The following is a 13894-nucleotide window of genomic DNA, read 5'->3' as shown; positions in this document are numbered from 1 at the left end:
GGTCTGCTCCGTCGAGCCCGGTCCACCTTCGGCGGGCGGGTCGGCGGCGGCCTCGCCCTGCGGGTCCGGCGCGGCGTCCTGGCCGGGGTTGGGCTGCGCCCACCCCGCGTGCCCGGAGTCGCGGCCGGACCGCTGCTGGCTCTGCTGGTCCTGCTGGCCCTGGCCCTGCTGCTGGCCCTGGCTCTGCTGCTGCTGGCCCTGGCTCTGCTGCTGGCCCTGGCTCTGCTGCTGGTCCTGCTGGCCCTGGCCCTGGCCCGCGGGCCGGGCCGCCATGGGCACGAGGCCGGCGACGCCCTGGTCACCGGTGCGGGCGGCCTGGTCGGGGTCACCGCGCCAGTGGTGGCGACCGGTCGGCTGGTCGTCGGACGACGAGGCCGCGGCGGCACCGGCGGCGGCACCGGCCGCGCCCGCCGCGCCGGCGGTCGCGACCTGCTGCGTCGTCTGCTGGCCCTGGTCCTGCTGGCCCTGGTCCTGCTGGCCCTGGTCCTGCTGGCCCTGGTCCTGCTGGCCCTGGTCCTGCTGGCCCTGGTCCTGCTGGCCCTGATCTCCGCCCTGCGCCTGGAACTGCTCGGTCGGCGGATCGTCACGGTGGCCCTGCTCGGTGTCCTGCGGGTCCTGGTCGCCCTGACCGTCCGAGCCGCCCGAGCCGTCGGAGCCCTGCTGCTCGGGCGGGTTCCCGGCCTCGTCGGACTGCTCGTCCTCGCTCTTGGTGTGCTCGCCGGCCTGCGGGAGCACGACCGTGCCGCCGGCGTCCTCGTCGGCGGGGACGCCGACCAGGGGCTCGTCGGACTCGGGCGGCGCCGGCGGGGCCTTGCGGGCCTCCGCGTCGGCGTCCGGGTCGCCGCTGCCGGCCTGGTCGCCCTCGCCCTCGCCCTCGCCGGCCGGGGAGTCCTCGACCATCGAGTTGTCCGCGGCCTCCTGCATGGCCTGGTAGCCGAACGGGTCGGCGTCCTCGGGCGGGTTGTTGCGGGTGACCTCGATGAGCTCGGTGCGGTCCTGGTCCCGCGAGATGCCGTAGCGCTCCTGGTCCTCCTCGGTCAGCTGCTCGAGGATCGCCGTCTGCGCCTTCGGCGGCAGGGTGTGCAGCACCTGCATGACGCGGTCCTTGCGCCGCTGCACCGCCTTGCGCTCCGGGACGCCCTCGCTGACCTCGAGCTGCGGGTCGATGAACGACTCCTCGGACTCCGCCGAGCCGCCCTTCTTCTTCAGCTCCTCCATCTCGGCCTCCATCTGGGAGGTGTCCTTCTCCTCGGACATCCCGATGGGCCCGATGCGACGGCCCTGGAGGAACTGCTGGACGACGGGCTCCTCGGAGGTCAGCAGGACCTCGCGCGGGCCGAACATCACCAGGTTCTTGCGGAACAGCATGCCGATGTTGTCCGGCAGCGACCGCGCCGTCCCGAGGTGGTGGGTGACGATGAGGATCGTCGCGTCGAGCTGGGCGTTGAGGTCGACGATCAGCTGGTTCAGGTAGGCCGTGCGCACCGGGTCCAGGCCCGAGTCGGGCTCGTCGACCAGGATGATCTCGGGGTCGAGCACCAGCGCGCGGGCCAGGCCGGCGCGCTTCTTCATGCCGCCCGAGATCTCGCCGGGCAGCTTGTCCTCGGCGCCGGAGAGCCCGACCATGTCGAGCTTCTCCATGACGATGTCCGAGATCTCCTTCTCGCCCTTGCGGGTGTGCTCACGCAGGGGGAAGGCGATGTTGTCGAACAGGTTCATCGACCCGAACAGCGCGCCGTCCTGGAACAGCACGCCGAACAGCTTGCGGATCTCGTAGAGCTTCGACTCCGAGCACCGCACGAGGTCGGTGTCGTGGATGAAGATCGAGCCCTTCTCGGGCTTGAGCAGGCCGATGATCGACTTGAGGAGCACCGACTTGCCCGTGCCCGACGGGCCCAGCAGCACGCTCACCTCGCCCGCGGGGAGGGTCAACGTCACGTCGGACCAGATGTTGGAGCTGCCGAAGGACTTCGACAGGTTCTTGATCCCGACCTCGACGCCGGCCATGCAGTTCCTCCTGCGGTCACCGTGGTGTCGACGCGTGAAACGCCCTGTTACCGACGCCATCGAGCCGGCACCCCGGGAGAGGGGCGTCACGTCTACAACGACGGATGACAGGGGAGGTTACTGAGCCGGAAAGCAACGCAGCCGCGGGGTCCCTCTCCGCCGGTCACCGGGGCGTGCTGCGCCGACCGGGTGGCGACGAGCGGTTGCTGCCACGCGATCGGTGGAGCACGACCGACCGCTCGGCACGGCGAATGCCGCCCCGCTGCCGGGTCGGGGGACACCCGGACGCGTCGCGACGGGCGTGACCGGGACCACACGGCTTTCGGGAACTCCACCGACCGACCCCGCGCACGACGACGGGGCGGGGACCTGTCGGTCCCCGCCCCGTACGTGCGGTCCTGCTGCGCTCGCGCGCGTCGATCAGGTCAGGCTGATCTTCGCGCCGGCCTCCTCGAGCTTGGCCTTGGCCGCGTCGGCGGCCTCCTTGTTGACGCCCTCGAGGATCGGCTTCGGGGCACTCTCGACGAGCTCCTTGGCCTCCTTGAGGCCCAGGCCCGAGACGACCTCGCGGACGACCTTGATGACCTGGATCTTCTTGTCGCCGGCGCCCTCGAGGACGACGTTGAACTCGTCCTTCTCCTCCTCGGCGGGCGCGCCGGCGGCGGCACCCGCGGCGGCCGGGGCGGCGGCCGCGACCGGCGCCGCCGCGGTGACCTCGAAGGTGTCCTCGAACTTCTTCACGAACTCGGAGAGCTCGATCAGGGTCATGTCCTTGAAGGCGTCGAGCAGCTCGTCGGTGGACAGCTTCGCCATGGTGGCGTTCCTTCCTGGTACTGCGCCCGGAGCGGACCGGGCGGGTCTGGGGTGGGGAGTGGGCCCGTGGGTGCGGGCCCGGGTCGGGCTCGGGTCAGGCCCGGATCAGGCCTCGGATCAGACCTCGGCGTCCGCGGACTCGACCGCGGCGACGGCCTCCTCCGTGCTGGAGCTGCCCTCGGCCGCACGCTTGTCCTGCAGGGCCTGCGCGAGGCGGGCGATCTGCGAGGCCGGGGCGTTGAACAGGCCGGCGGCCTTCGCGAGGTTGCCCTTCATGGCGCCGGCGAGCTTGCCGAGCAGCACCTCGCGCGACTCGAGGTCGGCGAGCTGCTCGACCTCGGTGGCCGAGAGCGCGCGGCCCTCCATGTAGCCGCCCTTGACGACCAGGGCCCTGTTGTCGCGCTGGAAGTCGCGGAGCGCCTTGGCGGCGTCCACGGGCTCCCCGGCGATGAAGGCGATGGCCGTCGGGCCGACGAGCAGGTCGTCGAGGCCCTCGACGCCGGCGTCCGCAGCGGCCCGCTTGACCAGCGTGTTCTTGGCGACGGCGTACGTGACGTCCGAGCCCAGCGAGCGGCGCAGCTGCGAGAGCTGCTTCATCGACAGGCCGCGGTACTCCGTGACGACCATGGCCGAGGCGTCGCGGAACTCCGCGGCGATCTCGGCGACGGCCGCGACCTTGTCGGCGGCCGGAGCTCGCGTCGGGTCAGGCATCCGCGCCTCCTTCCTCTGTCCTGGGGCGACCGCCTGGTCGAGCCCGGAACGACGAAACGCCCCGTGCGCAGGCGCACGGGGCGTCGGACGGCGCGGGCCGGGGCCCGGCGGGCGTCGCGAGCCTCGTCCTCCTGCGCGGGCCGCCCCGTCGCGGGGCTCTTCGTCCTGCACCGGGCGAGCCCGGCGAGGAGACCAGCGGTCTTCGGTGGATCGGGGATCGATCTGCTGTCGAGTCTACGCGGCGGCCCCGGCACCCTCCGCAGCAGGGCACCGGGACCGGTTGCTCACGCCTCGGCGGCGAGCAGGTTGCGCGTGCGGTTCGGGTCGACGGGGATGCCGGGACCCATCGTCGTCGTGACGGTGATCTTCTTGATGTAGCGGCCCTTCGCGGCCGACGGCTTGGCGCGCAGGATCTCGTCCAGCGCCGCGCCGTAGTTCTCGACGAGCTTCTCGGTGTCGAAGCTCGCCTTGCCGATGATCAGGTGCAGGTTGGCCTGCTTGTCGACGCGGAAGTTCACCTTGCCGCCCTTGATGTCGGCGACGGCACGGGCGACGTCCGGGGTGACGGTGCCGGTCTTCGGGTTCGGCATGAGCCCGCGCGGGCCGAGGATGCGCGCGACGCGGCCGACCTTGGCCATCTGGTCGGGCGCGGCGACGGCGGCGTCGAACTCGAGCCAGCCGCCCTGGATGCGCTCGATGAGGTCGTCGGAACCCACGACGTCGGCACCCGCCGACTCGGCGGCCGCGGCGGTGTCGCCGGTGGCGAACACGATGACGCGGGCGGTCTTGCCGGTGCCGTGCGGCAGGTTCACGGTGCCGCGGACCATCTGGTCGGCCTTGCGCGGGTCGACGCCCAGGCGCATGGCGACCTCGACGGTGGCGTCCATCGACGTCGTCGACGTCTCCTTGGCGAGGTTCACGCCGTCGAGCGGGCTGTAGAGCTTGTCGAAGTCCACCTTCTCGGCGGCCTGCAGGTACTTCTTGCTGCGCTTCATGACTGTCCTTCGTGGATCAGGTGTGGTGGGGGCTGCGCGGCCCTCCCACGGAACGCCGGCCGGACGGCCGGCGGGTGTCTACTCGGAGACCGTGAGACCCATCGACCGGGCGGTGCCGGCGATGATCTTCGCGGCCTGGTCGAGGTCGTTGGCGTTGAGGTCCTGCATCTTGGTCTGCGCGATCTCGCGGACCTGGTCCTGCGTCACCGAGCCGACCTTCTTGCTGTGCGGCGTCGCGCTGCCGGACTTCACGCCGGCCGCGGCGAGCAGCAGCTTGGCCGCCGGCGGGGTCTTGAGCTCGAAGGTGAAGGACCGGTCCTCGTAGACCGAGATCTCCACCGGCACGACCTGACCGCGCTGCGCCTCGGTGGCGGCGTTGTAGGCCTTGCAGAACTCCATGATGTTGACGCCGTGCTGACCCAGGGCCGGGCCGACCGGCGGGGCCGGCGTCGCCGCGCCGGCGCTGATCTGCAGCTTGACGACCGCGGAGAGCCGTCGCTTCTTCGGGGGCATACTTCCCTGTTCCTGTTCTGTCCGTGTCCCGGGCTCTAGATCTTGGAGACCTGGTTGAACCCGAGCTCGACCGGGGTCTCCCGGCCGAAGATCGAGACGAGCACCTTGAGCTTCTGGGCGTCGACGTTGACCTCGGAGATGCTCGCCGGGAGCGTCGCGAACGGGCCGTCCATGACGGTCACCGACTCGCCCACCTCGAAGTCGACCTCGACCGCGGGCTTGCCGCCGAAGTCCTCGGCACCGGTCTTCTCCGCGCCCTTCGCCTTCTTCGGCGTCTCCTGGCGCGGCAGGAGGAACTTCACGACCTCGTCGAGCGTCAGCGGCGACGGCCGCGAGGTGGCGCCGACGAAGCCGGTGACGCCCGGGGTGTTGCGCACCGCGCTCCACGAGGCGTCGTTGAGGTCCATCCGCACGAGGATGTAGCCGGGCAGCACCTTGCGCTGGACCTGCTTGCGCTGCCCGTTCTTGATCTCGGTGACCTCCTCGGTGGGCACCTCGACCTGGAAGATGAAGTCCTCGACGTCCAGCGTCTGCACGCGGGTCTCGAGGTTCGCCTTCACCTTGTTCTCGTAGCCGGCGTAGGAGTGCACGACGTACCAGTCGCCGGGCGCAAGGCGCAGCGAGTCCTTGAGGGCCTGCGCCGGGTCGACCTCCTCCTCCTCGACCTCGGCGGCCTCGGCGGAGACCGGGGCCTCGTCGACCTGCAGGTCGTCCTCGGTGTCGCCGCGGGCGGCGACGTCGCCGGTGCCCGCCGACTCCTCGGGGAGGTCCGAGTCGGCCTCGTCGGCCGGCGCACCCAGGGCGGCACGCGCCGTGCGCAGATCGGCCTCGGGGTCGACCTCGGTGTCCTCGGCGTCGTCCGCGGTGTCCTCGGCGTCGTCCGCGGCGGTGTCCTCGGCGTCGGCCTCCTCGCGCGCCTCCCGGGCGGCGCGGGCGACCTCGCCGTCGTCGAGGGTGGCCGGGTTCTCCTCGGTGCTGAGGTCCCCGTACGTGCCGCTGCCCTCGCGCACCATGACGCCGCGCGTGCGCGACTCGCCGACGAGCTCGGGCTCGCCGCCGTCGGGGGTGCCGTTCTCGGACTCTGCGCCGGATCCTGCGGAGGTCACTTCTGTCTCACTTCCTTTGCACGGCGGGCACCGGGCGCGGTGCCCGGCCGGCCGCTCGGCGGAACGGTCAGCCGAAGAGGGCGAACACGGCCTTGGCGAAGACCCAGTCGAGCCCGGCGATCAGGGCGACCATGAACGACACGAACACGAGGACGACGAACGTGTAGACCACGACCTGGCGCCGGGTGGGCCAGTGCACCTTGCGGAGCTCGGCCACCACCTCGCGCAGGAACCGCTGGAGGCGGGCGAACACCGACCCCTGCGGCGCGGCCTGCGCGCGGTCGCGCGTCGGGGTGGCCGTGCCCTTGCCGGCCCGTCCGCTCGCGGTGTCCGCGTCCCCGCCGCTGCCGTCCCCGTCCGCCCCGGCGCGCCGTCGACGGCCGGCAGCGGTGACCGGACGCGCGTCGTCGTCGTCGCTCGCGCGCCGACGCCGGCTGCTGTCCTCGCTCACTGCGCCGTCCTCACCGTCCTCGTCCACCACACCGCCGGTCGGCGGGCGTCACCGTCGTGGGTGCAGGGGCGACAGGACTTGAACCTGCAACCTGCGGTTTTGGAGACCGCTGCTCTGCCAATTGAGCTACGCCCCTGTGGCGGCCCCGGAGGACCGCCGCGGGCCGGTGCGTGCCGCCTCCGCACCGTCGACGAGCGCGCGGGAGCGACGGACGAACCGTCCCGGAAACCATGGTACGCACGTGCTCCGGGACCTCCGTGCCCCGGCCCCGGCTCGGGCCGGGCGGGAGGCCGGAGGGTCCTCCTCCCGGTGGCCGGACGCCGCGGGCCGGTCTGCCAGAATTCTCGGACATGGCATCGGTCACGTCGTCCTCGTCGGTCTCCCTGCAGCCCTCCGCGACCGACCGCCGCATCTCCGCCCGTGTCGGCGGGATCGCGGAGTCGGCGACGCTGGCGGTCGACGCGAAGGCGAAGGCCCTCAAGGCGGCCGGGCGTCCCGTGATCGGCTTCGGTGCCGGCGAGCCCGACTTCCCGACGCCCCAGCCGGTGGTCGACGCCGCGATCGCGGCCTGCTCGGACCCGAAGAACCACCGCTACTCCCCCGCCGCCGGCCTGCCCGAGCTGCGCGACGCCGTCGCGGCCAAGACCGCCCGCGACTCGGGGTGGCAGGTCGAGGCCCGCCAGGTCCTGGTGACCAACGGCGGCAAGCAGGCCGTGTTCGAGGCGTTCGCGACGCTCATCGACCCGGGCGACGAGGTGCTCCTGCCCGCCCCGTACTGGACGACCTACCCCGAGGCCGTGCGGATGGCCGGCGGGGACCCGGTCCAGATCGACACCGACGAGTCGACCGACTTCCTGCCGACCGTCGAGGCCCTCGAGGCCGCGCGCACGCCGAACACCAAGGCGCTGCTGTGGTGCTCGCCGTCGAACCCGACCGGCGCCGTCGCCCCGCGCGAGCTCGTCGAGGCCGTCGGCCGCTGGGCCGCCGAGCACGGCGTCTGGGTCATCGCCGACGAGATCTACGAGCACCTCGTCTACGACGGCGCCGAGCACGTCTCGATGCCGGTCGCCGTGCCCGAGATCGCCGACCGCTGCGTGGTGCTCAACGGCGTCGCCAAGACGTTCGCCATGACCGGCTGGCGGGTCGGCTGGATGATCGGGCCCGCCGACGTGGTCGCGGCCGGGGTCAACATGCAGTCGCACCTGACCTCGAACGTCTGCAACGTCGCCCAGCGCGCGGCGCTCGCGGCCGTCACCGGCCCCCTAGACGCGGTCGCGCAGATGCGCGAGGCGTTCGACCGCCGCCGTCGTCTCATCGTCGAACTGCTCTCGGGGATCGACGGCGTCACCTGCCCGACGCCCCGCGGCGCGTTCTACGCCTACCCGTCGGTGGCCGGGCTGCTCGGCAAGGAGATCCGCGGCGAGCGCCCGCGGACGAGCGTCGACCTCGCCGCGCTCGTGCTCGAGCACGCCGAGGTGGCCGTGGTGCCCGGCGAGGCGTTCGGCACCCCCGGGTACTTCCGGCTCTCCTACGCCCTCGGGGACGACGACCTGCGCACGGGCGTCACCCGCATGGCCGACCTGCTGGCCGAGGCCCGCTGAGACCGGCGATCATGGGCCGACGGTCCCGCCGGGGACCGGGGAACGAGGGGGAACCGGTGGGCCGTCGGCCGATCCTGTCCGTGGCCGTCCTCGTGGGGCTGGTCGCCCTGCTGCTGACGCCGACGGCGTCGGCGGCACCGGCGCCGCTGCCGGCCGGGCAGGTCTACGTCGCGCTCGGCGACTCGTACACCAGCTCGCCGCTGACCGGCGCGCCCGCCGGGCCCCCGCCGGGCTGCCAGCGGTCGGTCAACAACTACCCGCACCTCGTCGCCGGGCGCACCGGCGCGCAGCTCACCGACGTCAGCTGCAGCGGCGCGCAGACCCGCGACCTCGCCACCGCACAGACGGTGGACGGCGGCCAGAACCCGCCGCAGTACGACGCCCTCGGCGCCGGCACCCAGCTCGTCACCGTCGGGATCGGCGGCAACGACATCGGCTTCGGCGAGATCGTGCGCAGCTGCGTGAGCGCGTCCCCGGTCGGCACGCCCTGCCGCGACCGCTGGACCGAGGCGAGCCACGACGAGCTCGAGGCGCGGGTCGACGCCCTCGGCGACCGTCTCGACGACGTCCTCACCGAGGTCCACCAGCGCGCCCCGGCCGCGCGGATCCTGCTCGTCGGCTACCCGTCGGTGCTGCCCGCCGAGGGCCCGGGCTGCTACCCGGTGGTGCCGTACACGCCCGGCGACGTCGCGTACCTGCGGGGCGTGCTCGGCCACCTCGACACCGAGATCGCCGACGCGGCGGCCGGCGGCGGGGCGACCTACGTCGACACCGCGACGCCGACCGTGGGTCACGACGTGTGCGCCCCGCCCGGCGAGCGGTGGATCGAGGGCCTGCTGCCGACGGCGCACGCGGCCCCGGTGCACCCCAACGCGCTGGGCGCCGCGGCCATGGCCCGGGCGGTGCTCGCCACCCTGGGCGTGCCCGCGGCCGCCTGAGCTCCCCGCCGTGGCAGCGAACGGGTATCTCGCTGCTTCTTGGCGTCCGAACTCCTCGTTCGCGGCCGCGGCACGCGCCTCGTTCGTTCGCGAACGGGGACATCGCGCGCGTAGAAGCAGCGAACGTCCAGTTGAGCACGCCGATAGGGCGTTCGCTGCGGGAGGAGGGACTAGCGGGGGCGGACGGTGGCGACGGCCTTGCCGAGGACGCCCTTGCCCTGGTGCGTGGCCGTCACGCCGACCGTGCGGGAGCCGTCGTCGGCGACGTCGGTGACCGTGGCGCCGAGCTCGACGGTGGCGCCGGCGTCGTCGTCGGGCACGACGACCGGGCGGGTGAAGCGGGTGGAGAAGGCCACCACGGCCGTGGGGTCGCCCGCGAGGTCGGCGACGTAGCGCGCGGCGAGCGACATCGTGAACATGCCGTGGGCGATGATGCCGGGCAGCCCGACCTCGACCGCGACGCGCTCGTTCCAGTGGATCGGGTTGAGGTCGCCCGACGCGCCGGCGTAGGCGACGAGGTCGGCACGGGTGATCGTCACCGTGCGCGGCTCGAGCCGGTCGCCGGCGCCGGCGTCGCCGACCGCGCTCATCCCTGCCCGCCCTCGGGTTCGGCGCGCCCCACGAGGGTCGCGCGGGTGGTCAGCACCGCGGCGCCGTCGGCGTCGGTGACGTCGACGCGGAACGTGATGACGTCGTTGCCCGCGAGGTCGCGGATCTCGTCGACGACCACCACGGAGGTGACGACGTCGCCGGCGTAGAGGGGCCGTGCGACCTCGATGGACTGGTCGCGATGCACGACGCGCGAGAAGTCGAGGCCGAGCGCCGGGTCGTCGACGACGCGCCGGGTGGCGGGCCAGGTGAACACCACCGGGAACGTCGTCGGGGCGACGACGTCGGGGTGGCCCGCCGCCCGCGCGGCGTCACGGTCGTGGTGCACGGGGTCGTCGGCGCCGATGGCGACCGCGAACTCCCGGACCTTCTCCAGCGAGACCTCGTAGGTCTCCGCGGGCCACGAACGGCCCGCGAACGACGCGTCGAGCGGCACGGGGCGAGGAGGTCAGCGCGTCTCGCGGTGACCGCGGTGGGTGCCGCAGTGCGGGCAGAACTTCTTGATCGTCAGGCGATCGGGGTCGTTCCGCCGGTTCTTCCGCGTGATGTAGTTGCGGTTCTTGCACTCCTCGCAGGCCAGCGTGATCTTCGGACGGATGTCGGTGGTGGCCACGGAGGTTCCTCTCGCTGTCGATGCTGCAGCCGCGGGCCGGGGCCCGCGGGGCCTGGGTGGTAGCGGTGGCCGGACTTGAACCGGCGACACAACGATTATGAGCCGTTTGCTCTACCGACTGAGCTACACCGCCGCGGTGAGCACCAGCGTACGGGGTGTCCCCTCGCACGACGAAGCCGGCGAACCCTGGTCCGCCGGCTGCTCACCGAGAGCCCCTTTACGGAATCGAACCGTAGACCTTCTCCTTACCATGGAGACGCTCTGCCGACTGAGCTAAAGGGGCCTGCCCCGGAGGGCGTGGACCAGTCTAGACCCCGCATCACGCGATCAGCGTCCGGGGTCCCGGTGCGGCGCCGGGCTCGCCCGGGAGCACGTCGAGCGAGTCCAGCCAGGTGTCGAAGCAGCGCGCGGGCAGCGGCCGCGAGACCAGGTAGCCCTGCGCGACGTCGCAGCCCATCTCGGCCAGGGCGGCGCGCACGGCGGCCTGCTCGACGCCCTCGGCGACCACCGTCAGGCCCAGCGTGTGGCCCATCTCGACGATGGCGCGGACGACGGCGACGTCGCCGTACTCGGTGCCCATGCCGAGGACGAAGCTCTTGTCGATCTTGACCTGGTCGACGGGGAGCCGGCGCAGGTGGGCCAGTGACGACTGGCCGGTGCCGAAGTCGTCGACGGCGAGGTGGCAGCCCAGGGCGTGCAGGCGGCGCAGCACGGGCAGCGCGACCTCGCGCTCGGAGGAGACGCCGGACTCGGTGAGCTCGAGGGTGAGCAGCTCGGCGGGCACCCGGTGGGCGGCGAGCAACGTCGCCACCTCGTCGGGGAAGCCCGGGGTGCCGAGGTTGCCGACCGAGACGTTGACCGCGACCGAGAGCCGCATCCCGCGGTCGAGCCAGCGCCGGGCCGCGGCGAGCGACTCGTCGAGCACGAACGAGGTCAGCTCGGCGATCTGGCCGGTGGCCTCGAGCACCGGGACGAACTCGTCGGGCAGCAGCAGGCCGAGCTCGGGGTGGTCCCAGCGCGCCAGCGCCTCGACCCCGACGACGGTGCGCTCGCCGAGGGAGACGACGGGCTGGAAGTCGACGCGGACGTCGCGGCGCCCGAGCGCCGCCGAGAAGCCGCGGATGAGGCGCAGGCGACGAGCCGCCCGCTCGCCCATGCTCGGCTCGTAGCAGCGCACCGGGTCGCCGCCGTCGCGCGTGGCGGCCAGCGCGACGTCGGCGCGGCGCAGCAGCGCGGCGGTGCGCTCGGGGCCCTGGGGGACGTCGGCGAGCCAGGGCCCGTCGGCGGCGACCCCGACGACCACCGGGGGCTCGAACCGCACGCCCTCCACGAGGTACGGCGCGAGCAGGCGCTCGCGCAGGTCCTCGGCGGCGCGGTGGGCCTCGTGGCCGTCGACGTCGGGCAGGAGCACGGCGAAGGTGTCGCCCTCGAGGCGGGCCGCGACGGGAACCGCCCCGTGCAGGACGGGCAGCCGTACCCCGAGGAGGCGCTCGGTGGCGAGGCGGACGAACACCTCGCCGCGCGCGTGGCCCAGGGTGTCGTTGACCTGCCCGAGCAGGGCGAGGTCGACCACGGCGACCGCCCCGCCCGACCCGGTCACCGCGTGCAGGAAGCCCTCGCGGTTGAGCAGGCCGGTCAGCGCGTCGCGGTGGGCATCGCGGCGCAGTCGCTCGGCGAGCGCGCTGGTGGCGGCGTCGTGCCGGCGGCGGCGCGCCCGCGTGACGAGCAGGCCGACCACGGCCGCCGCGAGGACGAGCACGAGCAGGGCGCCGAGCACGAGCACCGCCGGCGGGGCCCCGGGAGCGCCGGGGGCGACGAGGGCGACGGGGGCGTGGCTCATGGCACCACTCCCCTTCCCGGTCGTTCCCCGGCGTGCGCCGACCCCGGCTCGCGACTCGTACGCGCTCGGATCACATCTTCGCCGCGTTCACGGTACGCAACAAACGGTGATCACCTGACCGCCGGGTAGTTCACTCGCCCGGCCCATCATGCACCGTGTACCCCACCCGGCGATGACCCACCGGTACAGATACGCCGGACGACCCACCCCGTCCGTGTCGGCGCCGTGCGGCGACCCTGCCGATCCGCTCCGCTGCGGGCCGCCGTCGGGCTCTGGTGGGATGACACGGACCAGGGCGGGACCAGGGCGGGACCGGGGACGGAGTGCGACGTGGCCGACGAGGGGCACGACGAGGGGCACGGCGAGGGACACGGCGAGGGACACGGCGCCGCCGGCGCCGGCGGGGGTGTGCGGGCGGGGATCGTGGCGACCGGCAGCGAGCTGCTGACCGGGCGTGTCACCGACCGCAACGGGCCCTGGGTGGCCGAGCAGCTCGGCGAGCTCGGCGTCGAGGTCTCCCACCTCGTGCTCGTCGGCGACCGCGGCGAGGACATGGCCGCGGCGCTGCGCTTCCTCGCCGCCGACGGCGTCGACCTCGTCGTCACGACCGGCGGGCTCGGGCCCACCGCCGACGACCTGACCGCCGAGGTCGTCGCCGCCGAGACCGACCGCCCGCTCGAGCTCGACGAGCACATGGAGAAGGTCGTCGGCGACATCATCGCGAAGTTCGCCGACCGGCTGCGCTGGGACGCCGACGCGCTCGCCGCCGCGAACCGCAAGCAGGCGATGGTGCCGCGCGGCGCGACCCCGATCCGCCCCGCCGGCACCGCGCCGGGCCTCGCCGTCCCGCCCGACCCCGAGCGCGGGGGCCCGACGGTGCTCGTGCTGCCCGGGCCGCCGCGCGAGGTCCGCGCGATGTGGGACGAGGCGCTCGCGACGGAGCCGCTGCGCGCGGTCCTCGCCCGCACCGCGCCCTACACCGAGACCCACCTGCGCCTGTTCGGCGTGCCCGAGTCCGAGATCGCCGCGACCCTGCGCGACGTCGGCGAGCACACCGACCTCGACCCGCTCGAGATCACGACCTGCCTGCGCGACTTCACCCTCGAGGTCGACCTGCGCCATGCCCCCGCCTCGGCACCGGCCGCCACGGCGCGCGACGCGGTGGTCGCCGAGATCGACCGCCGCCACGGCCGCGCCGTCTTCTCCCGCACCGGCCAGACGATCGACGAGCTGCTCTTCGAGCTGTTCGACGGCCAGGTCGTGGCCACCGCCGAGTCGTGCACCGGGGGCCTGCTCGCGGGCCGGCTCACCGCGCCGGCCGGGGCGTCGGCCCACGTCGCGGGCGGTGTCGTGTCGTACTCGAACGACGCGAAGGCCGACCTGCTCGGCGTGCCGCCCGAGCTCATCGAGGCCCACGGAGCGGTGTCGCCGGAGGTCGCCGAGGCCATGGCCGACGGCGCCCTGGCCCGCTTCGGCGCGACGATCGCCGTGGCGATCACCGGCGTCGCCGGGCCGGGCGGGGGCACCGAGGCCAAGCCCGTCGGCTACGTCTGCTTCTGCGTGCGCACCGCCGACGGGCGCACCCTCGCCCGCGACCCCGTCCTGCCCGGCGAGCGGGGCGACATCCGCGAGCGCTCGGTCGTGCTCGCCATGCACCTGTTGCGCCGCGTGCTCACCGGTGCCTGACGGCATGTGAG

Annotated in this window: 13 protein-coding genes, 3 tRNA genes and 1 pseudogene; 3 read left to right on the top strand and 14 right to left on the bottom strand. The window is 73.6% G+C overall.

Annotation, left to right across the window (positions count from 1 at the left end; all coding sequences use genetic code 11):
• Positions 1–954: 954 nt before the first annotated feature.
• The 8 genes and pseudogenes from ACYX4T_RS22735 to ACYX4T_RS22700 all read right to left on the bottom strand — a co-directional run.
• Positions 955–2007: pseudogene (locus ACYX4T_RS22735) on the bottom strand (ABC transporter ATP-binding protein); the annotation flags it as partial.
• Positions 2008–2427: 420 nt separating this feature from the next.
• A complete protein-coding gene (rplL, locus tag ACYX4T_RS22730; RefSeq protein ID WP_476011513.1) occupies positions 2428–2820 on the bottom strand; it encodes a 50S ribosomal protein L7/L12 in 393 nt (130 codons plus the stop codon).
• A gap of 117 nt (positions 2821–2937) precedes the next feature.
• Entirely contained in the window at positions 2938–3531 is a 594-nt protein-coding gene (gene rplJ / locus ACYX4T_RS22725) for a 50S ribosomal protein L10 (RefSeq protein WP_476011512.1), read from the bottom strand.
• 284 nt (positions 3532–3815) lie between these two features.
• On the bottom strand, positions 3816–4526 hold the full coding sequence (gene rplA / locus ACYX4T_RS22720) for a 50S ribosomal protein L1 (protein WP_476011511.1): 711 nt from the start codon (positions 4524–4526) through the stop codon (positions 3816–3818).
• 78 nt (positions 4527–4604) lie between these two features.
• Positions 4605–5039 carry a 50S ribosomal protein L11 gene (rplK, locus tag ACYX4T_RS22715; RefSeq protein WP_274200554.1) on the bottom strand — a complete coding sequence of 145 codons (435 nt, stop codon included), beginning with the start codon at positions 5037–5039 and terminating at the stop codon, positions 4605–4607.
• A gap of 35 nt (positions 5040–5074) precedes the next feature.
• Positions 5075–6145 (bottom strand): transcription termination/antitermination protein NusG, encoded by a 1071-nt coding sequence (nusG, locus tag ACYX4T_RS22710; RefSeq protein ID WP_476011510.1) that lies wholly within the window; start codon positions 6143–6145, stop codon positions 5075–5077.
• A gap of 67 nt (positions 6146–6212) precedes the next feature.
• Positions 6213–6596, bottom strand: a complete 384-nt coding sequence (gene secE, locus ACYX4T_RS22705) for a preprotein translocase subunit SecE (protein ID WP_476011509.1) — start codon at positions 6594–6596, stop codon at positions 6213–6215.
• Between the two features lie 63 nt (positions 6597–6659).
• Positions 6660–6732, bottom strand: a tRNA-Trp gene (locus ACYX4T_RS22700).
• Between the two features lie 214 nt (positions 6733–6946).
• Here ACYX4T_RS22700 and ACYX4T_RS22695 point away from each other — a divergent pair.
• Positions 6947–8197 (top strand): pyridoxal phosphate-dependent aminotransferase, encoded by a 1251-nt coding sequence (locus tag ACYX4T_RS22695; RefSeq protein ID WP_476011508.1) that lies wholly within the window; start codon positions 6947–6949, stop codon positions 8195–8197.
• Positions 8198–8277: 80 nt separating this feature from the next.
• The gene (locus tag ACYX4T_RS22690; protein ID WP_476011507.1) at positions 8278–9135 is read left to right on the top strand and encodes an SGNH/GDSL hydrolase family protein; all 858 of its coding nucleotides are present in this window, start codon (positions 8278–8280) and stop codon (positions 9133–9135) included.
• A gap of 170 nt (positions 9136–9305) precedes the next feature.
• Here the strand turns inward: ACYX4T_RS22690 and ACYX4T_RS22685 are convergent, their stop codons facing one another.
• The 6 genes from ACYX4T_RS22685 to ACYX4T_RS22660 form a co-directional block, all read right to left on the bottom strand.
• Complete coding sequence (locus ACYX4T_RS22685) at positions 9306–9725, bottom strand: MaoC/PaaZ C-terminal domain-containing protein (RefSeq protein WP_476011506.1); 420 nt, start codon at positions 9723–9725, stop codon at positions 9306–9308.
• The gene (locus ACYX4T_RS22680) at positions 9722–10180 is read right to left on the bottom strand and encodes an FAS1-like dehydratase domain-containing protein (RefSeq protein WP_476011505.1); all 459 of its coding nucleotides are present in this window, start codon (positions 10178–10180) and stop codon (positions 9722–9724) included. The genes ACYX4T_RS22685 and ACYX4T_RS22680 overlap by 4 nt, the downstream gene beginning before the upstream one ends.
• 12 nt (positions 10181–10192) lie before the next feature.
• On the bottom strand, positions 10193–10357 hold the full coding sequence (gene rpmG, locus ACYX4T_RS22675; protein WP_116708438.1) for a 50S ribosomal protein L33: 165 nt from the start codon (positions 10355–10357) through the stop codon (positions 10193–10195).
• Between the two features lie 57 nt (positions 10358–10414).
• Positions 10415–10490 (bottom strand) — tRNA-Met (locus ACYX4T_RS22670).
• Between the two features lie 77 nt (positions 10491–10567).
• Positions 10568–10640, bottom strand: a tRNA-Thr gene (locus tag ACYX4T_RS22665).
• A gap of 36 nt (positions 10641–10676) precedes the next feature.
• A complete protein-coding gene (locus tag ACYX4T_RS22660; RefSeq protein WP_476011504.1) occupies positions 10677–12197 on the bottom strand; it encodes a putative bifunctional diguanylate cyclase/phosphodiesterase in 1521 nt (506 codons plus the stop codon).
• Between the two features lie 330 nt (positions 12198–12527).
• Between ACYX4T_RS22660 and ACYX4T_RS22655 the strand changes: the two genes are divergently transcribed.
• Positions 12528–13883, top strand: coding sequence for a competence/damage-inducible protein A (locus ACYX4T_RS22655; RefSeq protein WP_476011503.1), 1356 nt, complete (start codon positions 12528–12530; stop codon positions 13881–13883).
• Positions 13884–13894 lie beyond the last annotated feature (11 nt).

It is taken from the genome of Actinomycetospora sp. ABD4_176, assembly GCF_056311855.1.
This window is presented reverse-complemented; position numbering and strand designations above follow the sequence as displayed.